Origin of the sequence: Enterobacter sp. BIDMC109 (assembly GCF_001037885.1) — a bacterium.
Lineage (GTDB): Bacteria > Pseudomonadota > Gammaproteobacteria > Enterobacterales > Enterobacteriaceae > Enterobacter > Enterobacter hormaechei_C.
The window spans coordinates 3,441,675-3,467,261 of sequence record NZ_KQ090002.1 but is presented as its reverse complement, the minus strand read 5'-3'; the positions used below and the strand labels follow the sequence as shown (position 1 = coordinate 3,467,261).

Below are 25,587 nucleotides of genomic sequence, written 5' to 3'. Positions count from 1 at the left end.
ATGGCCCCTATAGTGGATTTTTCTCAATAAATATAAGGGCCAGTTCATGCTTCAAAGTAACGAATACTTTTCCGGTAAAGTGAAATCCATTGGTTTTACCAGCAGCAGCACTGGCCGCGCCAGTGTCGGCGTCATGGCGGAAGGGGAATACACCTTTGGCACCGCAGAAGCGGAAGAGATGACGGTGGTCAGCGGCGCGCTGAACGTCCTGCTGCCGGGTGAAACGGAGTGGAAAGTCTATAGTGCCGGGCAGGTCTTCAACGTGCCGGGCCACAGCGAGTTCCATTTGCAGGTTGCAGAGCCAACCTCTTATCTGTGCCGCTATCTGAAATAAAAGCATGCCGGGTGGCGCATTCGCTTACCCGGCCTGCGTTTTGCCTGTCAGCGCTGCGCTTCGCCGCCGAGACCTTCCACCAGGTTCTGAATTAACGCCGCCAGCTCGCCGGTCATCAGGATAAAGTCTGCGTCAAAGCGCTGAGCATAATCTTCGCGGTCGATATCTTCGTTCTGATCGCGCAGTTCATCGCAGAACTTAAGGCGCTTCACGGAGCCGTCATCACACATCACAAACTGAATGCGCTGCTGCCAGTCGAGTGCCAGTTTGGTCACCACTTTGCCCGCTTCAATGTGCACGGCGATTTCGTCGCTCACCAGATCCTGTTTCTTCGCGCGGATCACGCCGCCATCTTCCAGCAGCGCTTTCAGCTCTGCTTCATCAAGGATCTGGAAGCCCTGCGCGGCAGTCCCGCTGCGCACCCACTCGGTCAGGGTCAGCTCAATCGGCGTTTCCAGCGCCAGCGGTACCACCGGTAATGAGCCAAGGCTCTTACGCAGCAGCGCCAGCGTATCTTCCGCTTTTTTGGCGCTGGCGCAGTCCACCATGATCAGCCCGTTCACGGTGTCGATCCACATCATGGTCTGGCTAAAGCGGCTAAAAGCGCGCGGCAGCAGCGAGTGCAGCACTTCATCCTTCAGCGAATCTTTTTCGGTTTTTTTAAGCTTACGGCCCTGTTCAGCTTCCAGCTTGAAGATCTTCGCTTCGAGCGCCTGCTTAACCACGGGCGTCGGCAGGATCTTCTCTTCTTTACGGGCGCAAACGATGATTTGCCCCGTGCTGCTGGCGTGGGTCAGCGCATCGCTTTGAGAACCCATTGGCGGAACCCAGCCGGTTTTTGCCATATCCTGGCTACCGCAAGGGGTAAAGGAGTAAGCGGCTAACTGTTTTTCCATCTCTTCTGCACGCAGCGAAACGTCGCGGCTGAGACGGTAAACCATCAAATTTTTGAACCACAGCATGATAATTTCCACGGCCTTGTCGTTAAATCAGCGGGCATGATAACGAATTGTCGCATCGCTTGCATTGCTAATCGGGAAGCGGGCTTCTACTCTGTTGATAATCAAAATAATGAGGAGTGTCTTGTGCGTATTGGGATTGATTTGGGCGGCACCAAAACAGAAGTTATTGCGCTGAGCGAGCAGGGGGAGCAACTGTTTCGCCACCGTCTGCCTACGCCGCGCGATGATTATCACCAGACCATAGAGACGATTGCCCGCCTGGTCGATATGGCAGAGCAGGCAACGGGCGAGACGGGCACGGTCGGGATGGGGATCCCCGGCTCCATTTCGCCGTATACCGGCGTGGTGAAAAATGCCAACTCCACCTGGCTCAACGGTCAGCCGTTTGATAAAGACTTAAGCCAGCGCCTGAACCGGGAGGTGCGTCTGGCGAATGACGCCAACTGCCTGGCGGTCTCTGAGGCCGTGGATGGTGCAGCGGCTGGCGCGCAGACCGTATTTGCGGTCATTATCGGCACCGGCTGCGGGGCGGGCGTGGCCCTCGGTGGGCGCTCGCATATTGGCGGCAACGGCACCGCGGGCGAGTGGGGGCACAATCCGTTGCCGTGGATGGATGAAGATGAACTCAAATACCGCGCCGAAGTACCGTGCTACTGTGGCAAGCAGGGCTGTATTGAGACCTTTATTTCCGGCACGGGGTTTGCCACCGATTATCATCGCCTGAGCGGTCAGCCGCTGAAAGGTAACGAGATTATGCGTCTGGTTGAGGAGCAGGATCCGGTGGCTGAACTGGCGCTCAGCCGCTACGAAATGCGGCTGGCTAAGTCACTGGCGCATGTGATCAATATTCTTGATCCCGACGTGATTGTACTGGGCGGCGGCATGAGCAACGTCGACCGGCTGTACGCCACGGTGCCAACGCTGGTGAAACAGTGGGTATTTGGCGGCGAGTGCGAAACGCCGATCCGCAAAGCCGTCCACGGAGATTCCAGCGGAGTGCGCGGCGCGGCGTGGCTCTGGCCGGAATAAACGCAAACCGTTTTTGATGTTTGTAGCCTCTCCCCGTGGGGAGAGGCTACCCCAGTAATTTGAAAGCAAAAGCTATAACGTTGCCTCAGAATAACTGAGGGCTTTCAGCGATGCCTCGGTCCGGCTGTAAATCGCTGAGGCGTTTCCTGTAGGCCGGGGCGAGGCGCAGGGATGCGCCGAGAGGGTGGGCTTTACAGGGATGTTACCTCCGCCCGTCCCCGATAAGCCGGAAGGAATAAGCCGAAGGCACCGCGAAGCGGCGATTTTCCGCCGGAAGCCCGGGTCGCCAGGGTGGTGGCGACTGAGCCACCCTGGCACGTTCACCGCTCATGTCGTGACAGAGTAGTAAGGAACATAACGTGAACGGAATGACCACCAGAGCCGTATGTTCCCCCTCACCCCAGCCCTCTCCCTCAAGGGAGAGGGGGCCGTCTGTGCAGGCATTATTTTGTGGGGAACTCTCAGCCCACAGGGAGAGGGCCAGGGTGAGGGCACCAGAGCGCATCATCCCCCCATTTACTGCACCGCAAACTCCCTGTCCAGCCTGCTATATCCCAGCCCGTTGATCTTCTTCACTTTGATCTGCACCGGAATGCGCTCTTTCATTGCCTCTACGTGGCTGATCACGCCAATGGTTTTCCCGGTGGCGTTCAGCGCGTCGAGCGCGTCCAGCGCGGTGTCCAGCGTTTCGCTGTCGAGCGTGCCGAATCCTTCATCCAGGAACAGCGAGTCAATGCGCGTTTTGTGACTGACCAGATCGGAAAGCGCTAAAGCCAGCGCCAGACTGACCAGGAAACTCTCCCCGCCGGAAAGGGTACGGGTATCGCGTACCGCATCGGCCTGCCAGGTATCGACCACTTCCAGCTCCAGCGCGTCGCTGGCTTTACGCTGAAGCAGATAGCGGCCATGCAGACGGTTGAGCTGCTGGTTGGCAAGCCACACCAGATTATCCAGCGTCAGCCCCTGGGCGAATTTACGGAATTTATCGCCGGTGCTGGAGCCTATCAGCGCGTTGAGATAGCCCCAGTCGTCGGCCTGACGCGCCGCCTCCTCAATCTGCTGCATAAGCGCCTGCTGGTGCAGACGGTTATCGGCGTCCTGTTTGAGCTGCTGGCGGATCTCCCCCTGATGCGTGGTGTTGTCCCGAAGCTGTTGCGCCAGCTGGTGTAACTGCGCCTGAAGCGTTGCGGCATCGGTTTCCAGCCCCTCGGGGCGCTGTGCCTGATGCGCCTGAAGCTGCTGGCTTGCCTGCATCGAAAGCGCCGTGGCCTGCTGGAGCTGGTTTTCCAGCGTCTGCTTTTGTTGTTCAAGCTGGTGGATCGACGTTTCATCCAGCAGGGCGGAGAGAAATGCTTCCCGATCGGCAAAGCAGCTCGCGGTCAGCGCGGCGTTGAACTGAGCCTGTGATTGCTGGAGCCGTTCACGCTCAAGCGTCTCCTGTTGCTGTAGGGTGGTGAGCTGACTTTGCAGCGACACGCATTCGTCGTGGATGCCGCGCCAGTTCTCAGGGATAACCGCGTCGGCTTCTGCATCATTGGTAACCGGCAGCGTTTCCAGAATGGGCATCAGGGCGTTAATACCTTCCTGAATCGTACCGTGCTGGGCCTGTTTTTCCTGCCACAGGGTATATTCGCTTTCGCGCGCGCTCAGCCAGGCGCTTTCAGCCCCTTCATCGGGCACGCTAAGCGACAGCGATTGTAACGAGGCCGCCAGCGCCTGACGCGTCGCCGTCAGCTGCTGCTGGTACTGGCGCGCCTGACCTTCCTGTTCATTGAGCTGGTTTTGCAGCGTCAGACGCTGGCTGAGCTGATACAGCTGGCGTTCATACTGTTCCTGTTCGCTCATCCAGGGGGCAATATCATCCTGAATATTCAGCGCTATGTTCAGGGAGGCGCAGACCTCCAGCCACTCTTTAGTGAGTGCTTGCTCTTCCTCAGAGAGAGTCTGTGCTTCCTCTGTCTCGCGCTGGATCTGCTGGGTCAGCGCATTCACCTGCCCGAGCACCAGCAATCCTTCCTCTTTTAGCGCGGCAACCTCTTTCTCCAGCGCGTCGCGGCGGCGCTGATTGTCGGTCAGTTCAAGCGCCTGATATTGCACAACTGCCGGGTGTTCGCGTGAACCGCAGAGCGGGCAAGGCTTACCCGCTTCGAGCTGTGCACGATAGTTCTCAAGATCCTTGATTGTCGCCTCACGCTCACAGAGCGCTTTCAGGTCGGCATAGTGCTGATTTTTCTCTTTGAACTGCTGACGCCGCAGGATCAGCGTTTCATTGAGCTTAGCCTGCTCAGCCTGCGCTTTCTGCACGCTTTCCGCATTCTGGCGCAGCCGTTTTTGCAGCGGTTGAAAGCGAGCGTGAAGCGCTGTCAGACGCTGGCGGAGCGCCCGCGATTGTGCCTGTCGCTCCATTGCCGTCGCGAGATCCTCAGCCGTCAGCGTCAACCTACTTTCAGGCATCTCAGCCAGCTTCTGACGAAGCTCAGCCATGCGCGCTGCCTGGGCAACAAGCTGATTTTTATCGCGATTCAGCTGCGTAAAATGCGCCCGCCAGCCGGCAATTTCCTGCCCCCAATGACGGAAACGATCGTGTTCGGTCAGCCACTGCGTCAGTACCGTGTGCTCTGCCTGCAACTGTTCACGGTTTCGCAGCGCACCGTTACGGATACGCGAGCGCTGCGCCGCTCTGTGGAGTAAGCGAGTATTTACTTCAACAATTCGCTCTGTTGTCTGCGACAGGCGGGTGGTCTGCTCCTGCTGATACTCCCACAGCGGACGTAGCTGGGCGGCGGGCTGTGCCAGCTTGAGCTTCGCCAGTTGGGGCGCGGCGTCCGTCAGAGCCTGTTGCGCCTGCTGCTGCGAAGCGGCTGCGCGCTGCTGCTCACGTATCAGTTCGTCGTTACGCGTAAGCCACTGAAAATCTTTCTGTTGGCTTTGCTGCTGTGCCAGCAGGACTTTTTCTTCGTCAGTAAGTGCCTGCAAACTTTGCTGTAAGTGCTGCTGCTGTTCCTCGCTCAGCAGCACAACCCCTGCGGCCTGCGCTTCGCACATCTCCAGCGCGTTACGTGCCGCTTTGTGTTTTTCAAAAACCATGGCGGAAATCTGGCCGTAAATTTCCGTGCCGGTCAGTTCCTCCAGCAGCTCAGCGCGATCGCTCGGTTTGGCATTCAGGAAGGCGGCAAACTGCCCCTGAGAGAGCAGCATCGAGCGGGTAAAGCGACCATAGTCCAGCCCGGTGAGTGTGGCGGTTTGTTCCAGCTTATCCGTGACTTTGTCGGCCAGAATTTTGCCGTCTTCGCAGCGGGCCAGCTCAACGCGCGGTGCCTGTAAGTTCCCGTCCGGCTGGTTGCGGGCGCGGTTCTGGCTCCAGAAAGCGCGATAAGCAACGCCTTTGACCTCAAATTCCACTTCCGCCAGGCATTCGGCGGTATCGCGCGTCATCAGGTCGTTTTGTGCCTGAGAGACCTTATTAAGACGCGGCGTTTCGTGGTACAGCGCCAGGCAGATGGCATCCAGCAGCGTGGTTTTACCCGCGCCGGTTGCGCCGGTGATGGCAAACAGCCCGTTGCTGGCGAACGGCTCCGCGGTGAAATCAATTTTCCACTCACCCTTTAGCGAATTCAGATTTTTCAGGCGCAGGCTCAGAATTTTCATGCGTTTTCGTCCTCGTCATGGAGGGAATGCAGGGTCTGGGCAAACAGCTCGTTAAGCCTGGTGCGTCTGGCCTCGTCCACCTCTTCATGCGCAAGCCGCCGCGCGAACACCTCTTCAACCCGAAGTTCACTAAGCGTTTCACGCTGGGCGTTGAGCAGTATTTTCTCGCGCTGCTCGCGGCTGCGGCGTACCAGCAGCACCTCCACGGGAAGGTCTTCCGTCAGCGTCTGTATTTTACGCTGCATATCGTACAGGTAGTCGTCGGTGGTGATTTCGATATCGAGCCAGACGGGGGGATTAAGCGCTGCGCCGCGCCACTGCTCAAGCTGAGCGGTAATGGCGGCCAGATCGCCTTTCAGCACCGCCAGCGGCTGGGTGACCGGCACCTCAAGCGTCTCAACGGCGCTGAGTTTGCCTCCGGTGAAGCTCACCAGATGCACGGATTTGGCCTTGCCCGTTTCGTCAAAACTGAGCGAAATGGGCGAGCCGCAGTAGCGGATATGCTCGCAGCCGCCGATGATCTGCGCCCGGTGAATATGCCCGAGGGCAATGTAGTCGGCGGGGGGGAAGTTTTGCGCCGGAAACGCGTCCAGCGTACCGATATAGATCTCGCGCACCGCATCACTCTTACTGGCTCCGACGGTGGTGAGGTGCCCGGTGGCAATGATCGGAATGGCCTGATCGCCGCGCAGGGCGCAGGCTTCCGTATGTTGCTGGTGATAATAGCGGGTGATGGCCTGCAACAGATGCTGCTGTTTTTCGCTGCCGGACAGACCTGCCTGGCTTTGCACGATATCGCGCGGGCGTAAAAACGGAATTGGGCACAGCACTGCGCCCGGCGTGCCGTCGCGTTTTTTCAGGATCTGCGGCGCGTGTCCGGCGCTGGCCACCACGGTGGTATTGAGGAACGCCAGAATATCGCGGGATTCATTCAGCGTCGCCACCGAGTCATGGTTTCCGGCGACAATCACCAGGTGACAACCGGTTTGCTGGAGGTTGACCACAAAACGGTTGTACAGCTCACGCGCATAGCTCGGCGGCGATCCGGTATCAAAAATGTCGCCCGCCACAATAATCGCGTCCACCTCGTGAGCCTGAGCCGTCTCCAGCAGCCAGTTCAGGAACGCTTCATGTTCCGCGGCGCGGCTTTTGCTGTAAAAATTTTGACCCAGGTGCCAGTCTGAGGTGTGAAGTATGCGCATAAAAGATCCGTGGCAATAATAAGAAAGCAGGATTATAAACGTTCGGGGAACGGAAAATAACCGCTGTAATAAAACAACAGTTTGCTATTTATAGTGGTAATGTTTTTCATAAATCTGTCATAAATCTGACGCATAATGACGCCGCATTACAGACTTGTAACTTAAATACGATAAGACAGGGCAAAGTATGGCGAGACGTATTCTGGTCGTAGAAGATGAAGCTCCGATCCGTGAAATGGTGTGCTTCGTGCTTGAACAAAATGGCTTCCAGCCGGTTGAAGCGGAAGATTATGACAGCGCGGTGAACCAGCTGAATGAACCCTGGCCCGATCTGATCCTGCTGGACTGGATGCTGCCTGGCGGTTCCGGATTGCAGTTTATCAAGCATATCAAACGCGAGGCGATGACCCGCGATATCCCGGTGGTAATGCTGACGGCGCGCGGCGAGGAAGAGGATCGCGTGCGCGGTCTGGAAACCGGCGCGGACGATTACATCACTAAACCGTTCTCCCCGAAAGAGCTGGTGGCGCGTATCAAAGCCGTGATGCGCCGTATTTCACCGATGGCGGTGGAAGAGGTGATTGAGATGCAGGGGCTGAGCCTGGATCCTACCTCACACCGGGTCATGACCGGTGAAAATCCCCTCGATATGGGACCGACCGAATTTAAACTCCTGCACTTCTTTATGACCCACCCGGAGCGCGTTTACAGCCGCGAACAGTTGCTGAATAACGTCTGGGGAACTAACGTCTATGTCGAAGACCGAACGGTTGACGTCCATATTCGCCGCCTGCGTAAAGCACTGGAACTGAGTGGCCACGATCGCATGGTACAGACGGTCCGCGGCACGGGTTATCGTTTCTCGACCCGTTTCTGAACAATGACAGGAGTGTGACGCGTGCTGGAACGTCTGTCATGGAAAAGGCTCGTCTTTGAACTGATCTTATGTTGTATTCCGGCCCTCATTCTGGGGGCTATCTTTGGCTATCTGCCGTGGTTTTTACTGGTGGCCGTGACGGGATTGCTCGTCTGGCATTTCTGGAATTTACTGCGTCTCTCCTGGTGGCTGTGGGTCGACAGAAGTATGACACCCCCGCCGGGAAGCGGGAGCTGGGAACCGCTACTCTACGGCCTGCACCAGATGCAGATGCGTAACAAAAAGCGCCGTCGTGAGCTGGGAAGCCTGATCAAACGCTTTCGTAGCGGTGCGGAGTCGCTGCCGGACGCGGTGATCCTGACGACAGAAGAAGGGACAATCTTCTGGTGTAATGGCCTCGCGCAACAGCTGCTGGGCCTGCGCTGGCCGGATGATAATGGTCAGAACATCCTGAACCTTCTGCGTTATCCCGAGTTCACGCTGTATCTGAAAAAGCGGGATTTTTCGCGCCCGCACAATCTGAAGCTCAATAACGGTCGCCATCTGGAAATCCGCGTGATGCCCTACAGCGATCGGCAGTGGCTGATGGTGGCGCGGGACGTTACCCAGATGCACCAGCTTGAGGGCGCGAGACGTAACTTCTTTGCCAACGTCAGCCACGAGCTGCGTACGCCGTTGACGGTGCTTCAGGGCTACCTGGAGATGATGCAGGAGCAAACGCTTGAGGGGGCGCCGCGTGAGAAAGCACTGCATACCATGCGGGAGCAGACGTTCCGCATGGAAGGGCTGGTCAAACAGCTGCTGACGCTTTCAAAGATTGAGGCTGCCCCGTCGCTGGCGCTAAACGACATCATTGATGTGCCGATGATGTTGCGGGTGGTGGAGCGCGAAGCCCAAACGCTGAGTCATAATCAGCACACCCTGAGTTTTGACGTTGATAACACGCTGAAAGTGCTCGGCAGTGAAGATGAGCTGCGAAGCGCTATCTCAAACCTGGTCTATAACGCCGTGAATCATACCCCGAAAGGGACGCATATCGCGGTGTGCTGGCAGCATACCCCGGCGGGCGCTGAGTTTAGCGTCGAGGACAACGGGCCGGGGATTGGGCCCGAGCACCTCCCGCGTCTCACCGAACGATTCTACCGGGTGGATAAGGCGCGCTCGCGGCAGACCGGCGGGAGCGGACTGGGACTGGCAATTGTGAAGCATGCCGTCAGCCACCACGAAAGCCGGCTCAATATCGAAAGCACCCTGGGTAAGGGCACGCGCTTTAGCTTCGTGATTCCGGAACGATTAATTGCCAAAAAAAGCGCCTGACGGCAGATGTGTCAGGCTACCTTTCCACGGGCCAGCGATTGCTGGCCCGTTTGCTTTGCAGTCAAGCGAAACGCGGATGAATATTATACGGCTGGTGCTTTTTTGTTCGCATGATTAGCCATGAGTTTTTCTTATACATGGCATATTATTTTGGTCTGAATTTTCATGCTGGCATATTGTTCTGGTTTTACGATCCCTTCTTGCCTTTAAACGTTATAAGCGTTTAAATTGCCCCCCATATACTGTCAGACCGACTGTATTTGCGTGGTAAATCGAAAAACTATTCTTCGCCACGCCAGGACGGGAGCATATCCCGCTGAAATTGAGCAAATTTTCCGCTGTATCGTCCCGTGAGGGATGGCGAAAATCTCAACGTATTCAACACCACATCCACAGGCAGTAAGGTTTTATGACCCATCACTTGAAATCGCGTGACATTATCGCGCTGGGCTTTATGACATTTGCGCTGTTCGTTGGCGCAGGTAACATCATTTTTCCTCCAATGGTTGGCTTACAGGCGGGTGAACACGTCTGGACGGCTGCGTTTGGCTTCCTGCTTACTGCCGTGGGCCTGCCGGTACTGACCGTTATCGCGCTGGCGAAAGTCGGTGGCGGTGTGGACAGCCTCAGCACCCCGATTGGCAAAGTGGCTGGCGTTCTGCTGGCAACCGTCTGCTATCTGGCCGTTGGCCCGCTGTTCGCGACCCCACGTACGGCGACCGTCTCCTTTGAAGTGGGTATCGCCCCGCTGACCGGTGACGGCGCGATGCCGCTGTTTATTTACAGCCTCATTTACTTCGCCATCGTGATTCTGGTTTCTCTCTATCCCGGCAAACTGCTGGATACCGTGGGTAACTTCCTGGCTCCGCTGAAAATTGTGGCGCTGATCGTGCTGGCGGTTGCGGCCATCGTCTGGCCTGCGGGGCCCATCAGCTCCGCGATGGACGCTTATCAGAACGCGGCGTTCTCAAACGGTTTCGTGAACGGCTATCTGACAATGGATACGCTCGGTGCGATGGTGTTTGGTATCGTTATCGTTAACGCCGCGCGTTCCCGCGGGGTGACCGAAGCGCGTCTGCTGACTCGCTACACCATCTGGGCTGGCCTGATGGCCGGTGTCGGCCTGACGCTGCTGTATCTGGCGCTGTTCCGTCTGGGCTCAGATAGCGCAACGCTGGTCGATCAGAACGCAAACGGCGCGGCGATCCTGCATGCTTACGTGCAGCATACCTTTGGTGGTGCAGGCAGCATGCTGCTGGCGGCGCTGATTTTCCTGGCCTGTCTGGTGACGGCGGTGGGTCTGACCTGCGCCTGCGCGGAGTTCTTCGCCCAGTATCTGCCGCTCTCTTACCGCACGCTGGTGTTTATCCTCGGCATCTTCTCCATGGCGGTGTCAAACCTCGGTCTGAGCCACCTGATTCAGGTGTCAATTCCGGTGCTGACGGCGATCTATCCGCCATGTATCGTGCTGGTGGTGCTGAGCTTCACCCGCCCGTGGTGGCATAACTCGACGCGAATTATTGCGCCGGCCATGTTTATCAGCCTGATTTTTGGTATCCTTGACGGGATCAAAGCATCAGCATTTGCAGAAATCCTGCCAGCCTGGACACAGCGTCTGCCGCTGTCCGAGCAGGGCCTGGCCTGGCTGATGCCTTCCGTTGTAGCGCTGGTTCTGGCGATTATCTGGGACCGTGCGGCAGGGCGTCAGGTGACATCCAACGCCCATTAATCAACGGCAACAAATTGTTTAACCACGGGGCTTAAGGCCCCGTGGTTTTTTGTTTTTTTCGTGTTGAATGGCAAGATTTTAATGGAAAGCACTAACAAACTTAAACGTGGATTGAGCACCCGCCACATCCGCTTTATGGCGCTGGGCTCGGCTATCGGCACCGGTCTTTTTTATGGCTCGGCAGATGCCATCAAAATGGCCGGTCCAAGCGTTCTGCTGGCCTACATCATCGGCGGCGTGGCGGCCTATATCATCATGCGTGCGCTGGGGGAGATGTCGGTTCACAACCCGTCTGCCAGTTCCTTCTCCCGCTACGCACAAGAAAACTTAGGCCCGCTGGCCGGGTTTATCACCGGCTGGACTTACTGCTTCGAAATCCTGATTGTCGCCATTGCCGATGTGACGGCGTTTGGCATCTATATGGGGGTCTGGTTCCCCGCCGTGCCGCACTGGATCTGGGTACTGAGCGTGGTGCTGATCATCTGCGCCGTCAATCTGATGAGCGTGAAGGTGTTTGGCGAGCTGGAGTTCTGGTTCTCCTTCTTCAAGGTCGCGACCATTATTATCATGATCCTCGCCGGTTTCGGCATCATCATCTGGGGTATCGGCAACGGTGGGCAGCCAACCGGCATCCATAACCTGTGGAGCAACGGCGGCTTCTTCAGCAACGGCTGGCTCGGGATGGTCATGTCGCTCCAGATGGTCATGTTCGCCTATGGCGGTATTGAGATTATCGGCATCACCGCCGGGGAAGCGAAAGATCCGGAGAAGTCCATTCCGCGCGCCATCAACTCGGTGCCGATGCGTATCCTGGTGTTCTACGTGGGCACGTTGTTTGTGATTATGTCCATCTACCCGTGGAACCAGGTGGGCACCAACGGCAGCCCGTTTGTCCTGACTTTCCAGCATATGGGCATTGCGTTTGCCGCCAGCATTCTCAACTTTGTGGTACTGACCGCCTCGCTGTCGGCCATCAACAGTGACGTGTTCGGCGTGGGTCGTATGCTGCATGGCATGGCGGAGCAGGGCAGTGCGCCGAAGGTGTTTGCCAAAACGTCGCGTCGCGGCACCCCGTGGGTAACGGTGCTGGTCATGACCGTGGCGCTGCTGTTCTCGGTTTACCTGAATTACATCATGCCGGAGAACGTCTTCCTGGTGATTGCGTCACTGGCGACCTTTGCGACGGTGTGGGTGTGGATCATGATCCTGCTGTCGCAGATTGCGTTCCGTCGCCGCCTGTCGCCAGAAGAGGCCAAAGCGCTGAAGTTTAAAGTGCCGGGCGGCGTGCCAACGACCATTGTCGGTCTCATCTTCCTGGTCTTCATCATTGGCCTGATTGGTTATCACCCGGATACCCGTATTTCCCTGTACGTGGGCTTCGCGTGGATCGTCCTGCTGCTGGTGGGCTGGATGTTTAAATGTCGCCGCGATCGTCAGCTGGCGGAAGCACAGTAAGGTAAAAATGCCGGGTGGCGCTGCGCTTACCCGGCCTACACTCCCTTTTGCCCTGGAAAAAATCTCCTCCTCCGTTCTCCTCCCCCAATAATCCCGAACACGATGAGCTATCTTTAATCACCCTGTGGCAAGGTGACGTCAATTTCATCAAAGGGGATTCGTGATGTTAAACGCCTGGCACCTTCCGGTTGCCCCATTTGTTAAGCAAAACAAAGACAACCTTGTGATTACGCTCTGGCTGGCAGGGGACAATCAGCCTGAACGTGTGACCCTGCGCGCCGAAGTGGATAACGAAGAAACGTCGCTGAAAATGCACAAAGTGCGCAGCCAGCCGCAGCCGGGCGTCACGGCGTGGCGGGCAAATATCGATTTGCGCAGCGGGCAGCCGCGTCGCCGCTACGGCTTCAAGCTGCTGTGGAATAACCGGCAGCTGTGGTTTACCCCGCAGGGCTTCAGCCGTTTTCCTCCGGCCCGGCTGGAGCAGTTTGCCGTGGATCACCCGGATAACGGCCCGCAGTGGGTTAACGATCAGGTCTTTTACCAGATTTTCCCGGACCGCTTTGCGCGCAGCGAAAAGCGCACCGCCGATCAGGACAAGGTTTATTACCATCATGCGGTCGGTCACGACATCATTCTGAAAAAATGGGACGAGCCGCTGACCGCCCAGGCGGGGGGATCGACCTTTTACGGCGGCGATCTCGACGGTATCAGCGAAAAACTGCCGTACCTGAAAAAGCTCGGCGTCACGGCGCTGTACCTGAACCCGGTGTTTAAAGCGCCAAGCGTGCACAAATACGATACGCAGGACTACCGCCACGTTGACGAGCAGTTTGGCGGTGACGAGGCGCTGCTGCGGCTGCGGCACAACACGCAAAAAGAGGGTATGCGCCTGATCCTTGATGGCGTGTTCAATCACAGCGGTGATTCTCACGCGTGGTTTGACCGTCATAATCAGTCGATGAGCGGCGCATGCCATAATCCGGACTCACCGCAGCGTGACTGGTACAGTTTTGATGAGAATGGCCGCGCCCTGGACTGGCTGGGCTATCCGAGTCTGCCGAAGCTCGATTTCCAGTCGCCATCGCTGGTGAATGAGATCTACGGCGGCGACGACAGCATCGTGCGCCACTGGCTGAAAGCGCCGTGGAGCATGGACGGCTGGCGGCTGGACGTGGTGCATATGCTGGGTGAAGCAGGCGGGGCGCGGAATAACCTTCAGCATGTCGCCGCCATTACCCGGTCGGCAAAAGCGGTCCGGTCGGAAGCATTCGTCTTCGGGGAGCACTTTGGCGACGCGCGTCAGTGGTTGCAGGCTGATGCAGAAGACGCGGCGATGAACTATCGCGGCTTCACCTTCCCGCTGTGGGGTTTCCTCGCTAACACCGATATCTCTTACGATCCGCAGCATATCGACGCCGAAACCTGCATGGCGTGGATGGAAAACTATCGCGCTGGCCTGTCGCATCAGCAGCAGCTGCGGATGTTTAACCAGCTCGACAGCCATGATACCGCGCGCTTTAAATCATTGCTGGGTAAAGATGTGGCGCGTCTGCCGCTGGCAGTGACCTGGCTCTTTACCTGGCCGGGCGTACCCTGCATCTACTATGGCGATGAAGTGGGGCTGGAGGGGAATAACGATCCGTTCTGCCGTAAAACCTTCCCGTGGGAGAGTGAAAAACAGGATCAGGATCTGCTCAGCCTGTACCAGCGTATGGCGACGCTGCGCAGGCAGAGTCAGGCCCTGCGCTACGGGGGCTGTCAGGTGATGTACGCCCACGATAACGTGGTGGTGTTTGTCCGCGTCTATAACCAGCAGCGTGTGCTGGTGGCGATCAACCGGGGCGAGGCGTGTGAAGTGGTGCTGGAAGATTCACCGCTGCTGGCCGGTAAAACGTGGAAGATCAAAGAGGGTAAAGCGACGTTCCAGGAGAGCGTGCTCACGCTGCCCGCGATTTCCGCTGCGGTCTGGTTCGGCAGCTAAGCGCAGGCAGAATGGTTTTCACCTTTTAAGATGGCGCAAATGCAACGATTTGTGTCAATCTTAGCGGATCGTTTACGGTGAAGGTGGAAACATGGACGAGCTTTACATCCTTGGCTGTTTGTTCCTGGTTTTTGCGCTGGTCGTGGCACCCGTGCTCGCGGTGATAGGTTTTAACCGAAGCACGGCGGCGCGGCAGGAGATCGCCCGGCTTCGCCAGCGCATTGAGGCGCTTGAGCAGCGCGGTGTCACTGAGAAAGCGCCGGAGCCGGTGCAGACCGCCGCGCCGGTGGAGACGCCAGCGTCGGTGGCAGAAGCCGTTACCCCACCTGTCGATCCCTGGCGTCCCGAACCGCCCGTCACTGAAGCAGAACCAGCGCTTGTACCGGCGGCAAAACGGCCTTCCGCCTTTGGCGGCATCCTGTCCTCGCTGACGCGCTGGTTTATGCAGGGCAATCCGCTGGCAAAACTGGGGATTGTACTGCTCTTCCTCGGCCTCTCTTTCCTGCTGCGCTATACCGTTGAACATTCACTGTTTCCGATTGAGCTGCGTCTTGCCGCCACGGCGCTGTTTGCCATGGTTCTGCTGGCCGTTGGATGGCGGCTGCGGCACAGGCAGCGGATCTACGCGCTGATCCTCCAGGGCGGGGCGACCGGCGTGCTTTATCTGACCGTCTTTGGCGCATTCCGGCTGTGGCAAATGCTGCCGATGACGCTGGCGTTTGCGCTGCTGGTGGTGATTTGCGCGGCGAGCGTCGGGCTGGCCGTGCTGCAAAAGGCGCTGAGCCTTGCCATGCTGGCGAGCCTCGGCGGATACCTTGCGCCGCTGCTGTTGTCTACCGGAGGCGGCAGCGTTGTGGCGCTGTTCTCCTTCTATCTCATGCTTTCCATCGGCATTCTCGCCATCAGCATCTGGCAGCACTGGCGCGAGCTCAACCTGCTCGGGCTGCTCTTCACGTTTGGCGTTGGCGGGGTATGGGGGCTGAGCGACTACCAGCCTGAAGACTATGCTATCTGTCAGCTGTTCCTGATTGCCAATACGCTTATTTTTGGCGTGTTTAGCGTGGCGCTGTCGCTGCGGGCGCAGGAAAAAGGCAAACAGATTATTGACGGCGCACTGCTGTTTGCTCCTCCGCTGATTGGTTTTGGGATGCAGTATGGCATGACGTCTCACTGGACGTACGGCCCGGCGCTCAGCGCGCTGGGCTATGGTGCGTTTTATCTCTCACTGGCGTTTCTCGCACTGCGACGCTATCCGTCTGTCGGGCGGCCACTGGTTATGGCGGCGCTGGCGATCGGCGGCGGGTTTGCCACGCTTGCCATACCGCTGGCGCTTTCAGCGCGCTGGACGGCGATGGCCTGGGCGCTGGAAGGGTTGGGTATTCTCTGGCTGGGCGTGCAACAGCAGCAGCGGCGCATGAGCTATAGCGGGACGGCGCTGCTGGTGCTGGCGCTCGGCAGCGCGATATGGGCGCAAATGGACGGCGTCACCTCGTTGAGCCTGCTGCTTATTTTCGCAGTGCTCAGTCTTTGCTGGCTGGCTGCGGCCTGGCTGTGGCAGAAAATCGCACAGCCGGGCAGTTGGGCATTGCTGGCCGGTGGGCTGCTGTTCTGGTTAGTGGCGCAGCTGGGCGCGTCGCAGCTGTTCCTGAAGCAGGAGTTATCGGTTCTGGAAGGCGTAATGGCGCTGACGGCGGCGTCGGCCTGGGGATGGCGGCAGGCTGCCGCTCGTCTGGCGTGGCGGGAGCTGGATGCCAGCAAATGGCTGCTGTGGCCGGTGATGCTGCTGATGGTGCTGTATCAGATCTGGCAACAGCAAATCCTGGCGGCCGGCTGGGCAAATCTGGCCTGGGCTATTGCGCTGCCTGCCGCCCTGATGCTGCTGCGGCGCGACGAAGATAAACTTCTGCCGCGCATCTCAATGGGACTGCATCTGTCGCTGGTGTGGATGATTTTACTCGCCATAGCCGCCGAGCTTTACTGGTTTGCCCGCTCCCTGCCGTGGGGCATGGCGGCCTGGGGAAGCGGCATTGCGATGGCTGTTGGCGGTGGGGTGATTATGGCGCTCTCCGCGGCCGTACGGCGTCGCGGGTGGCCGTTCCGGGTATGGCCTGCGCTCTACGCCTGCCTTGCCGCGATCCCTGTGGTTGTGGCGCTGGTGGTATTGCTGGTCGTGACCAATTTGCAGGACGGTGTGGTCTATCAACAGACATGGCTGCCGCTGGTGAACCCGCTTGAGGAAGGGGCGGCGTTCGCGCTGCTGGGGCTGGTGGTGTTTTATCGGGAAGTGGATCGCTACTATCCGGCATCGTTTGCGCAGTCCCGTCCGTGGCCCGCCGTTGTGCTGATGGCCCTGGGTTTCTGGTGGCTTAACGGCGCATTGCTGCGCGCGCTGGCGTGGTACGGCGAGGTGGCCTGGAATTGGGAGTCGTTGTGGCATTCGCGGCTTATCCAGACCACCTTTGCCCTGTTCTGGATGTTGTGCGCGCTGGTGGTCATGATCCGCGCCACCCGTCACGCCTCCCGTCAGCAGTGGCTTGGCGGTGCGGCGCTACTGGGGGTGGTCATGCTCAAACTGATGCTGGTGGACAGCGCGGGCGGTGGCGGCCTGGCGCGCGCCGTCGCGTTTATTGGCGTGGCGATCCTGGTCCTGATTGTGGGCTATTTCTCGCCGCTACCGCCTAAAGCAGGAGAAGAAAAATGAAATGGATGAACGCGGTTGTTTGTACGGCACTGCTGGCCGTGGCCGGTCCGGCATTCTGCGAGGGCGCGCCAGCGGAATCCCCGCGGGATTATGCCTATGGCCTGTCCCTTGATACCTCTGCCTCTTCGCCGTGGTATCGGGTCATGCTGCCGCTGGCGGTTTATCAGCAGAGCACATCGCCCGATCTGCGCGACGTGCGCGTGTTTAATCAGTCGGGCGAGCCGGTACCGTTCAGCCTGGTTACCACGACGCGTCCGCAGCCGGCACCGACCACCACGGCGCTGCGCCTCTTTGCGCTTAACGCCTCGCCGGGCGGAGAAGAGGACAGCGGCGATAAAATTATGCTACGGGCCAGAAACGGCGTGGAAATTGTGCTGGAAGGGCAACACGCAGCGGCTGCCGGACAGCACTATCTGCTGACCCTGCCGGAAAACGCGACGGAGGTTCCGCTCTCTCAGCTCCAGCTTTTCTGGGACACGCCGCAGGGCTCGTGGCAGGGGACGGCATCGGTCTATTACAGCGAGGATCTGAAAAACTGGTATACCCTGCGCGAAGAGATGCCCCTGCTGGACGTGATGAGTGGACAGGATCGCCTGAAGCTCGACCGCATCGATACCGATCTGGTGTTATCGCCTGAGGCGAATCGTTATCTGCTGCTGGTGCTGAACACGGGGCGTTCTGCCCTGACGTTAACCGGCGTCAACGCGATTAACGCGACTGAACAGCCGGAATCTGAGCACATTAGCCTGGCGGGAGAGGGGGAGCGGTTATCCGAAAGCGAAGCCGTGTGGCGCTGGAAACATCCGCAGCCTCTGAGTGCGATCGGCTTCATGCTGAATGGCGACGGCGTTCTCCCGGCAGAAATAGCCTGGCGGGAGGCGGATAAGGATCGGTGGCATACGCTGAAAAAAGAGGTGATCTACCAGCTCGGCGGCAAAACGTCTGAACCTGTTCCGCTCCCTGGCGGGCTGGTCGAGGCGGTAAAAATCAAGACCCTCAGTGCGCGTTTGCCTGAGAACCTGCCTGGCGTGACCGGGCAACGCGTGCGCTACGATCTGGTGTTTAACGCGCAGGGGAAGGGGCCGTACCTGCTCGCGTGGGGGAACGGGGCTGCGAAACCGGCGAGCGTGGAGACGGATATGCTGATCCCGATCGAACTGCGTAAAACCTACGATCTGGCAGCCCTGCCGATGGCGGATACGCTGGAACCTGTCCCGCTGGGTGGCGAGGCGCGTTTAACCGCGACGTCTGCGGCTGAGCAGGAAAGCAGAATGAAAACGCTGATGGTCTGGGGCGTACTGATTGCGGGGGTGATGGTGCTTGCAGGTATGGCATGGCGCATCTGGCGCGAGGTAAAAAAAGACGGCGCAGCATAAGCCATAAAAAAACCCGCGTATTCGCGGGTTTTTTGGTAAACCGTGCCGATTACAGGCTGGATACGTTCTCAGACAGGTATTTAGCTACGCCGTCTGGGGAAGCCGCCATACCTTCTTTACCTTTTTCCCACTGAGCCGGGCACACTTCACCATGCTCTTCGTGGAACTGGAGCGCGTCAACCATGCGCAGCATTTCGTCGATGTTACGACCCAGCGGCAGATCGTTCACAACCTGGTGACGAACGATGCCGTTCGCGTCGATCAGGAAAGAACCACGCAGTGCAACGCCAGCGTCCGGATGTTCGATACCGTAAGCCTGCTGGATTTCGCGTTTGATGTCCGCAACCATCGCGTATTTCACTGCACCGATGCCGCCGTTTTCGACAGGGGTGTTACGCCATGCGTTGTGTACAAATTCAGAGTCGAAGGAGACGCCAACCACTTCCACGCCACGCTTCTGGAATTCTTCGTAACGTTTGTCGAACGCGATCAGCTCAGACGGGCAAACGAAAGTGAAGTCCATTGGCCAGAAGAACAGAACGGTCGCTTTACCGTTGGTGTGCTGTTTGAAGTTGAAGTTTTCAACGATTTCACCATTGCCCAGAACGGCGGCAGCTGTAAAATCCGGAGCCGGACGAGTTACCAGAACCATATGATTCTCCTGTAGATACTAAGGTTATTTGGAACGCAACGCGGACCAGTATAGAGGCAGTACGGGAATAAGACAAAGAGGTGGTAACAATCGTTCCACCAGCTTTTACCTATCAATCGAACCGACTTCACAGTTCTTTATTTTTCGCCTGCGTCATCATACGCGGGTAGAACTGCCAGAAGCGGGTTTCCAGCGCATCATAATGTTCATCCAGGTCATGCCATGAGTCGCGCAGCGCGTCCAGACGCGGTCGACGGCTCGCCATGCCGTTCAGGACGTTCTGAATGAAATCCATCTCGCGGTATCGCTCCAGCCAGCGTTCAGACCAGAGATAGTTATTCAGATTCACAAAGCGCGGCGGGGAGTCCGGCAAAATGATCGACACCTGCGCGTGGGCGTAGCGCACAAACTCAGGCAGCGACATATCAGGCGACAGCCGGGACCAGTGGCGCGACAGGAAATGATCCCACATGACGTCGAGCGTGATCGGCGCCACGCGTCGGGTTTCGGGGCGGAACCAGGCTTTGGCTTCCGTCACTTCCGGCAGGTTATCGGTCAGCACGTCGATGCGGCGGTGCATAAAAATCCCGTCGACAACCTCAGGGGAGTACGCTTCCGCGGGGTTGCCGCGTACAAAATCGGCCAGCAAATTGCCGGAGAGGGAGCTGTCCGCGAGATGAGCGAGATGCAGGTGAGCGAGAAAATTCATGCGTTTTCGTTGTCCGGTGGCGGCTAGTTGTTGCAGCAAAAGGGTGTGAGCACTAGACTATGCCGCCTGTTTTTAAGTCACGAGTATACGTCATGCGCGTCGCCGATTTCTCCTTTGAACTACCTGAATCCCTGATTGCTCACTATCCCATGCCTGAGCGTAGCAGCTGTCGCTTGCTGTCACTGGACGGGCCAACGGGCGCGCTGACGCACGGTACTTTCACCGATCTTCTCGACAAGCTCAACCCTGGCGATCTGCTGGTCTTTAACAATACCCGCGTGATCCCGGCGCGTCTGTTTGGCCGTAAAGCCAGCGGCGGCAAGATCGAGGTGCTGGTCGAACGTATGCTCGATGATAAACGTATTCTGGCACATATTCGCGCCTCTAAAGCGCCGAAGCCGGGCGCTGAACTGCTGCTGGGGGATGACGAGAGCATCAAAGCGACCATGACCGCGCGTCACGACGCGCTATTTGAAGTGGAATTCAACGACGAGCGCACGGTGCTCGACATCCTGAACGCTATCGGCCACATGCCGCTGCCGCCGTATATTGAGCGCCCGGACGAAGAGGCCGACCGCGAGCTGTATCAGACCGTCTACAGCCAGAAGCCTGGCGCGGTGGCGGCGCCAACGGCGGGCCTGCACTTTGATGAGCCGCTGCTGGAGAAACTGCGCGCGAAGGGCGTAGAGATGGCGTTCGTGACGCTGCACGTTGGTGCAGGCACCTTCCAGCCGGTGCGCGTGGACAGCATCGAAGACCACATCATGCACTCTGAGTATGCCGAAGTGCCACAGGAGGTTGTGGATGCGGTGCTGGCGGCGAAAGCGCGCGGTAATCGCGTCGTGGCCGTCGGTACAACGTCGGTACGTTCCCTTGAGAGCGCTGCGCAAGCCGCGAAAAGCGAGCTGATTGAGCCGTTCTTTGGCGATACGCAGATCTTTATCTACCCGGGCTATCAGTACAAAGTCATTGATGCGCTGGTGACCAACTTCCATCTGCCTGAATCGACGTTGATTATGCTGGTTTCCGCGTTTGCGGGGTATCAGCATACGATGAACGCCTACAAGTCTGCGGTAGAACAAAAATATCGCTTTTTTAGCTACGGTGACGCGATGTTTATCACGTACAATCCGCAGGCTTTGAATGAGCGTGTCGGGGAATAAGTCCGCGGCACCGTATTACAACGTTGGACTGTTTTTCTGACGTCGGAGAAAAAATGAAATTTGAACTCGATACCACCGATGGCCGCGCGCGTCGCGGTCGTCTGGTGTTTGATCGCGGCGTGGTAGAAACCCCCGCGTTTATGCCTGTGGGCACGTACGGCACCGTAAAAGGAATGACGCCGGAAGAAGTTGAAGCCACTGGCGCACAGATTATCCTCGGCAACACCTTCCACCTGTGGCTGCGTCCGGGCCAGGAGATCATGAAGCTCCACGGCGACCTGCACGATTTCATGCAGTGGAAAGGCCCGATCCTCACCGACTCCGGCGGTTTCCAGGTCTTCAGCCTGGGCGATATCCGTAAGATCACCGAGCAGGGCGTACACTTCCGTAACCCGATCAACGGCGATCCAATCTTCCTCGATCCGGAAAAATCCATGGAGATTCAGTACGATCTCGGCTCCGATATCGTAATGATCTTCGACGAATGTACGCCATACCCGGCGGACTGGGACTACGCCAAGCGTTCCATGGAGATGTCCCTGCGTTGGGCGAAGCGTAGCCGCGACCGTTTTGACGCCCTGCAAAACAAAAATGCGCTGTTCGGCATTATTCAGGGCAGCGTTTACGAAGATTTACGCGATATCTCGGTTAAAGGTCTGGTAGAGATAGGCTTTGATGGCTACGCTGTCGGCGGTTTGGCTGTGGGTGAGCCGAAGGAAGACATGCACCGCATTCTGGAGCATGTCTGCCCGCAAATCCCGGCGGATAAACCACGATACCTGATGGGTGTGGGTAAACCAGAAGATCTGGTGGAAGGCGTACGTCGCGGCATTGATATGTTCGACTGCGTTATGCCAACCCGAAACGCGCGTAACGGTCATTTGTTCGTTACCGATGGCGTGGTGAAAATCCGTAACGCGAAGCATAAGAGTGACACCAGCCCGCTCGATTCCGAGTGCGATTGCTATACCTGTCGCAATTATTCTCGCGCGTATCTGCATCATCTCGATCGTTGCAACGAGATTTTGGGGGCGCGTCTCAATACCATTCATAATCTTCGTTATTATCAGCGCTTAATGGCTGGTTTACGTAAGGCTATCGAAGAGGGTAAATTAGAGAGCTTCGTGACCGATTTCTACCAACGTCAGGGGCGGGATGTTCCACCGTTGAACGTTGATTAATTTTAATAATGAGGGAATTTGAATGAGCTTTTTTATTTCTGATGCGGTAGCAGCAACGGGTGCACCAGCGCAGGGCAGCCCGATGTCTCTGATTCTGATGCTGGTTGTGTTCGGTCTGATCTTCTACTTCATGATCCTGCGTCCACAGCAGAAGCGTACTAAAGAGCACAAAAACCTGATGAACTCCATCGCGAAGGGCGATGAAGTCCTGACCAATGGTGGCCTGGTGGGTCGCGTAACCAAAGTAGCGGAAAACGGCTACATTGCTATCGCCCTCAACGACACCACTGAAGTGGTTATCAAACGTGACTTCGTAGCTGCCGTTCTGCCGAAAGGCACCATGAAGGCGCTGTAATCCCAACTTTTCCCAAAGGGAACTGCCGTGTTAAACCGTTATCCTTTGTGGAAGTACATCATGCTGGTCGTCGTGATTATCGTCGGCCTGCTGTACGCGCTTCCCAACCTGTATGGTGAGGATCCGGCCGTTCAAATCACTGGCGCGCGCGGTGTCGCCGCCAGTGAGCAAACGCTGATCCAGGTCCAGAAAACGTTACAAGAAGAAAAAATTACCGCTAAGTCTGTGGCACTGGAAGAGGGCGCAATTCTTGCTCGCTTCGACACCACCGACACGCAGCTCCGCGCACGTGAAGCGCTGATGGGCGTGCTGGGTGATAAATATGTCGTGGCGCTTAACCTTGCTCCTGCAACCCCACGCTGGCTGGCTGCGCTGAACGCAGAGCCAATGAAACTGGGTCTTGACCTGCGTGGCGGCGTTCACTTCCTGATGGAAGTGGATATGGATACCGCGCTCGGCAAGCTACAGGAACAGAATATCGACAGCCTGCGCAGCGATCTGCGCGATAAGGGCATTCCGTACACCACCGTACGTAAAGAAGATAACTACGGCCTGAGCATCACGTTCCGCGACAGCGCGGCACGCGATCAGGCTGTGACGTATCTGTCTCAGCGTCACCGCGATCTGGTGATCACCTCTCAGGGCAGCAACCAGCTGCGTGCGGTAATGACCGACGCGCGTCTGAGTGAAGCACGTGAATACGCCGTTCAGCAGAACATTAACATTCTGCGTAACCGTGTAAACCAGCTGGGCGTGGCTGAGCCACTGGTACAGCGTCAGGGTGCTGACCGTATCGTGGTCGAACTGCCGGGTATCCAGGATACCGCCCGTGCGAAAGAGATTCTGGGCGCGACGGCGACCCTGGAGTTCCGTCTGGTTAACTCCAATGTCGACCAGGCTGCTGCGGCTTCAGGCCGTGTGCCGGGCGATTCTGAAGTGAAACAGACCCGCGAAGGCCAGCCTGTTGTGCTGTACAAACGCGTGATCCTGACCGGTGACCATATCACCGACTCCACTTCAAGCCAGGATGAGTACAACCAGCCGCAGGTTAACATCTCGCTGGATAGCGCAGGCGGCAACATCATGTCTAACTTCACCAAGGACAACATCGGCAAGCCGATGGCGACCCTGTTCGTGGAGTACAAAGACAGCGGTAAGAAAGACGCCAATGGCCGTGCCGTGCTGGTGAAAGAGGAAGAGGTGATTAACATCGCCAACATCCAGTCTCGTCTGGGTAACAGCTTCCGTATTACCGGTATCAGCAACCCGAACGAAGCGCGTCAGCTCTCTCTGCTGCTGCGTGCCGGTGCGCTGATTGCGCCAATTCAGATTGTTGAAGAACGTACCATCGGTCCAACCCTGGGTATGCAGAACATCAAACAGGGTCTGGAAGCGTGTCTGGCCGGTCTGGCGGTGTCCATCATCTTCATGATCTTCTTCTATAAGAAGTTCGGCCTGATTGCGACCTCCGCGCTGATTGCCAACCTGGTGCTAATCATCGGTATCATGTCCCTGCTGCCGGGGGCGACGCTGACCATGCCGGGGATTGCGGGTATCGTTCTAACCCTTGCGGTGGCGGTCGACGCCAACGTATTGATAAACGAACGTATCAAAGAAGAGCTGAGCAACGGTCGTTCTGTACAGCAGGCGATTGAAGAAGGCTACAAAGGGGCGTTCAGCTCCATCTTCGATGCGAACGTAACAACACTGATTAAGGTTCTTATCCTGTATGCAGTGGGTACTGGCGCGATCAAAGGCTTTGCGATTACTACCGGTATCGGTGTCGCAACGTCGATGTTTACCGCTATTGTCGGCACCCGTGCCATCGTGAACCTGCTGTACGGCGGCAAGCGCGTCAAAAAGCTGTCTATCTGAGGAGTGCGTTGTGGCACAGGAATATACTGTTGAACAATTGAACCACGGCCGTAAAGTCTGGGACTTTATGCGCTGGGACTACTGGGCCTTCGGCATTTCAGGTTTTCTGCTGATCTTGTCCATCGTCATTATGGGCGTGAAAGGCTTTAACTGGGGTCTGGATTTCACCGGTGGTACGGTGATCGAAATTACCCTGGAAAAACCGGTCGATATGGACCAGATGCGTGAGTCTCTGCAAAAAGCGGGCTTTGAAGAGCCGCTGCTACAGAACTTCGGCAGCAGCCGCGACATCATGGTGCGTATGCCGCCGGTACACGATGCCAACGGCAGCCAGGAGCTGGGCAGCAAGGTCGTCCAGGTTATTAACGAAACGACCAGCCAGGATGCAACGGTTAAGCGTATTGAGTTTGTCGGCCCGAGCGTTGGTGCTGACCTGGCGCAGACCGGTGCGATGGCGCTGCTGGTGGCGCTGATCTCGATCCTGATTTACGTCGGTTTCCGCTTTGAGTGGCGACTGGCGGCAGGCGTGGTTATCGCCCTGGCGCACGACGTGGTGATCACCATGGGCATACTGTCTCTGTTCCACATTGAGATTGACCTGACGATTGTGGCATCCCTGATGTCCGTTATCGGTTACTCACTGAACGACAGTATCGTGGTATCTGACCGTATTCGTGAAAACTTCCGTAAGATCCGTCGCGGCACGCCGTACGAAATCTTTAACGTGTCGTTGACCCAGACGTTGCACCGTACGTTGATCACCTCCGGCACCACCCTGATGGTGATCCTGATGCTGTTCCTGTTCGGTGGCCCGGTGCTGGAAGGCTTCTCGCTGACCATGCTGATCGGTGTGTCTATCGGTACGGCCTCGTCTATCTACGTCGCGTCCGCACTGGCGTTGAAGCTGGGCATGAAGCGTGAGCATCTGATCCAGCAGAAAGTCGAGAAAGAAGGGGCGGATCAGCCGTCCATTCTGCCGTAAGAGTCTTATGTTGTATCGAAATCCCGGCCTGTTGGCCGGGATTTTTTTTGTCTGCATCT

19 protein-coding genes are annotated in these 25,587 nt (G+C 57.4%); 14 read left to right on the top strand and 5 right to left on the bottom strand.

What is annotated here, in order from left to right; all coding sequences use genetic code 11:
- Nucleotides 1-46: 46 nt before the first annotated feature.
- Nucleotides 47-334 (top strand): pyrimidine/purine nucleoside phosphorylase, encoded by a 288-nt coding sequence (gene ppnP, locus SK62_RS16380; RefSeq protein WP_003859131.1) that lies wholly within the window; start codon nucleotides 47-49, stop codon nucleotides 332-334.
- A 47-nt stretch (nucleotides 335-381) separates the two neighbouring features.
- Here ppnP and rdgC read toward each other — a convergent pair whose 3' ends face one another.
- The gene (rdgC, locus tag SK62_RS16375) at nucleotides 382-1,296 is read right to left on the bottom strand and encodes a recombination-associated protein RdgC (RefSeq protein WP_006809928.1); all 915 of its coding nucleotides are present in this window, start codon (nucleotides 1,294-1,296) and stop codon (nucleotides 382-384) included.
- A 123-nt stretch (nucleotides 1,297-1,419) separates the two neighbouring features.
- Here rdgC and mak point away from each other — a divergent pair, with 123 nt between their 5' ends.
- Entirely contained in the window at nucleotides 1,420-2,325 is a 906-nt protein-coding gene (gene mak, locus SK62_RS16370) for a fructokinase (RefSeq protein ID WP_017383156.1), read from the top strand.
- A gap of 516 nt (nucleotides 2,326-2,841) precedes the next feature.
- Here mak and sbcC read toward each other — a convergent pair.
- Together sbcC and sbcD are read right to left on the bottom strand one after the other, a co-directional pair.
- Complete coding sequence (sbcC, locus tag SK62_RS16365; RefSeq protein ID WP_047718584.1) at nucleotides 2,842-5,973, bottom strand: exonuclease subunit SbcC; 3,132 nt, start codon at nucleotides 5,971-5,973, stop codon at nucleotides 2,842-2,844.
- On the bottom strand, nucleotides 5,970-7,175 hold the full coding sequence (gene sbcD, locus SK62_RS16360) for an exonuclease subunit SbcD (protein WP_017694432.1): 1,206 nt from the start codon (nucleotides 7,173-7,175) through the stop codon (nucleotides 5,970-5,972). Before sbcD ends, sbcC begins: the two co-directional genes overlap by 4 nt.
- 187 nt (nucleotides 7,176-7,362) lie before the next feature.
- On the opposite strand from sbcD, the gene phoB reads away from it, so the two are divergent.
- The 7 genes from phoB (at nucleotide 7,363) to SK62_RS16325 (ending at nucleotide 18,611) form a co-directional block, all read left to right on the top strand.
- Nucleotides 7,363-8,052: a phosphate response regulator transcription factor PhoB gene (phoB, locus tag SK62_RS16355; protein ID WP_003859122.1), complete on the top strand. Its 690-nt coding sequence runs from the start codon at nucleotides 7,363-7,365 to the stop codon at nucleotides 8,050-8,052.
- Nucleotides 8,053-8,073: 21 nt separating this feature from the next.
- Nucleotides 8,074-9,369 carry a phosphate regulon sensor histidine kinase PhoR gene (phoR, locus tag SK62_RS16350; RefSeq protein ID WP_017383159.1) on the top strand — a complete coding sequence of 432 codons (1,296 nt, stop codon included), beginning with the start codon at nucleotides 8,074-8,076 and terminating at the stop codon, nucleotides 9,367-9,369.
- A 409-nt stretch (nucleotides 9,370-9,778) separates the two neighbouring features.
- Nucleotides 9,779-11,098, top strand: coding sequence for a branched-chain amino acid transporter carrier protein BrnQ (gene brnQ, locus SK62_RS16345; RefSeq protein WP_017694430.1), 1,320 nt, complete (start codon nucleotides 9,779-9,781; stop codon nucleotides 11,096-11,098).
- Nucleotides 11,099-11,179: 81 nt separating this feature from the next.
- Entirely contained in the window at nucleotides 11,180-12,553 is a 1,374-nt protein-coding gene (gene proY, locus SK62_RS16340; RefSeq protein ID WP_017383160.1) for a proline-specific permease ProY, read from the top strand.
- A 163-nt stretch (nucleotides 12,554-12,716) separates the two neighbouring features.
- Complete coding sequence (gene malZ / locus SK62_RS16335; protein WP_047718585.1) at nucleotides 12,717-14,534, top strand: maltodextrin glucosidase; 1,818 nt, start codon at nucleotides 12,717-12,719, stop codon at nucleotides 14,532-14,534.
- 91 nt (nucleotides 14,535-14,625) lie between these two features.
- Nucleotides 14,626-17,235 (top strand): DUF2339 domain-containing protein, encoded by a 2,610-nt coding sequence (locus tag SK62_RS16330; RefSeq protein WP_017383162.1) that lies wholly within the window; start codon nucleotides 14,626-14,628, stop codon nucleotides 17,233-17,235.
- A complete protein-coding gene (locus SK62_RS16325; protein ID WP_047718587.1) occupies nucleotides 17,232-18,611 on the top strand; it encodes a DUF3999 domain-containing protein in 1,380 nt (459 codons plus the stop codon). The genes SK62_RS16330 and SK62_RS16325 overlap by 4 nt, the downstream gene beginning before the upstream one ends.
- A gap of 49 nt (nucleotides 18,612-18,660) precedes the next feature.
- On the opposite strand, the gene SK62_RS16320 is transcribed toward SK62_RS16325, so the two are convergent.
- On the bottom strand, nucleotides 18,661-19,263 hold the full coding sequence (locus tag SK62_RS16320; RefSeq protein WP_003859113.1) for a peroxiredoxin C: 603 nt from the start codon (nucleotides 19,261-19,263) through the stop codon (nucleotides 18,661-18,663).
- 127 nt (nucleotides 19,264-19,390) lie between these two features.
- Complete coding sequence (gene acpH, locus SK62_RS16315; RefSeq protein WP_015571305.1) at nucleotides 19,391-19,972, bottom strand: ACP phosphodiesterase; 582 nt, start codon at nucleotides 19,970-19,972, stop codon at nucleotides 19,391-19,393.
- A gap of 92 nt (nucleotides 19,973-20,064) precedes the next feature.
- Between acpH and queA the strand changes: the two genes are divergently transcribed.
- The 5 genes from queA to secF are packed head-to-tail and all read left to right on the top strand — an operon-like array spanning nucleotide 20,065 to nucleotide 25,528.
- Nucleotides 20,065-21,135: a tRNA preQ1(34) S-adenosylmethionine ribosyltransferase-isomerase QueA gene (queA, locus tag SK62_RS16310; RefSeq protein WP_017694427.1), complete on the top strand. Its 1,071-nt coding sequence runs from the start codon at nucleotides 20,065-20,067 to the stop codon at nucleotides 21,133-21,135.
- 53 nt (nucleotides 21,136-21,188) lie between these two features.
- On the top strand, nucleotides 21,189-22,316 hold the full coding sequence (gene tgt, locus SK62_RS16305) for a tRNA guanosine(34) transglycosylase Tgt (RefSeq protein ID WP_015571303.1): 1,128 nt from the start codon (nucleotides 21,189-21,191) through the stop codon (nucleotides 22,314-22,316).
- Nucleotides 22,317-22,338: 22 nt separating this feature from the next.
- Nucleotides 22,339-22,671, top strand: coding sequence for a preprotein translocase subunit YajC (gene yajC, locus SK62_RS16300; protein WP_003859109.1), 333 nt, complete (start codon nucleotides 22,339-22,341; stop codon nucleotides 22,669-22,671).
- A gap of 27 nt (nucleotides 22,672-22,698) precedes the next feature.
- Entirely contained in the window at nucleotides 22,699-24,546 is a 1,848-nt protein-coding gene (gene secD, locus SK62_RS16295) for a protein translocase subunit SecD (RefSeq protein ID WP_017383164.1), read from the top strand.
- A gap of 10 nt (nucleotides 24,547-24,556) precedes the next feature.
- On the top strand, nucleotides 24,557-25,528 hold the full coding sequence (gene secF / locus SK62_RS16290; RefSeq protein WP_003859105.1) for a protein translocase subunit SecF: 972 nt from the start codon (nucleotides 24,557-24,559) through the stop codon (nucleotides 25,526-25,528).
- The last annotated feature ends 59 nt before the right edge of the window (nucleotides 25,529-25,587 follow it).

Bases quoted from the DNA above. Each gene is read 5' to 3' on its own strand.
- ppnP (WP_003859131.1), top strand. From the start codon at position 47: ATGCTTCAAAGTAACGAATACTTTTCCGGTAAAGTGAAATCCATTGGT.
- rdgC (WP_006809928.1), bottom strand. From the start codon at position 1,296: ATGCTGTGGTTCAAAAATTTGATGGTTTACCGTCTCAGCCGCGACGTT.
- sbcC (WP_047718584.1), bottom strand. From the start codon at position 5,973: ATGAAAATTCTGAGCCTGCGCCTGAAAAATCTGAATTCGCTAAAGGGT.
- sbcD (WP_017694432.1), bottom strand. From the start codon at position 7,175: ATGCGCATACTTCACACCTCAGACTGGCACCTGGGTCAAAATTTTTAC.
- phoB (WP_003859122.1), top strand. From the start codon at position 7,363: ATGGCGAGACGTATTCTGGTCGTAGAAGATGAAGCTCCGATCCGTGAA.
- brnQ (WP_017694430.1), top strand. From the start codon at position 9,779: ATGACCCATCACTTGAAATCGCGTGACATTATCGCGCTGGGCTTTATG.
- proY (WP_017383160.1), top strand. From the start codon at position 11,180: ATGGAAAGCACTAACAAACTTAAACGTGGATTGAGCACCCGCCACATC.
- malZ (WP_047718585.1), top strand. From the start codon at position 12,717: ATGTTAAACGCCTGGCACCTTCCGGTTGCCCCATTTGTTAAGCAAAAC.
- SK62_RS16330 (WP_017383162.1), top strand. From the start codon at position 14,626: ATGGACGAGCTTTACATCCTTGGCTGTTTGTTCCTGGTTTTTGCGCTG.
- SK62_RS16325 (WP_047718587.1), top strand. From the start codon at position 17,232: ATGAAATGGATGAACGCGGTTGTTTGTACGGCACTGCTGGCCGTGGCC.
- SK62_RS16320 (WP_003859113.1), bottom strand. From the start codon at position 19,263: ATGGTTCTGGTAACTCGTCCGGCTCCGGATTTTACAGCTGCCGCCGTT.
- acpH (WP_015571305.1), bottom strand. From the start codon at position 19,972: ATGAATTTTCTCGCTCACCTGCATCTCGCTCATCTCGCGGACAGCTCC.
- queA (WP_017694427.1), top strand. From the start codon at position 20,065: ATGCGCGTCGCCGATTTCTCCTTTGAACTACCTGAATCCCTGATTGCT.
- tgt (WP_015571303.1), top strand. From the start codon at position 21,189: ATGAAATTTGAACTCGATACCACCGATGGCCGCGCGCGTCGCGGTCGT.
- yajC (WP_003859109.1), top strand. From the start codon at position 22,339: ATGAGCTTTTTTATTTCTGATGCGGTAGCAGCAACGGGTGCACCAGCG.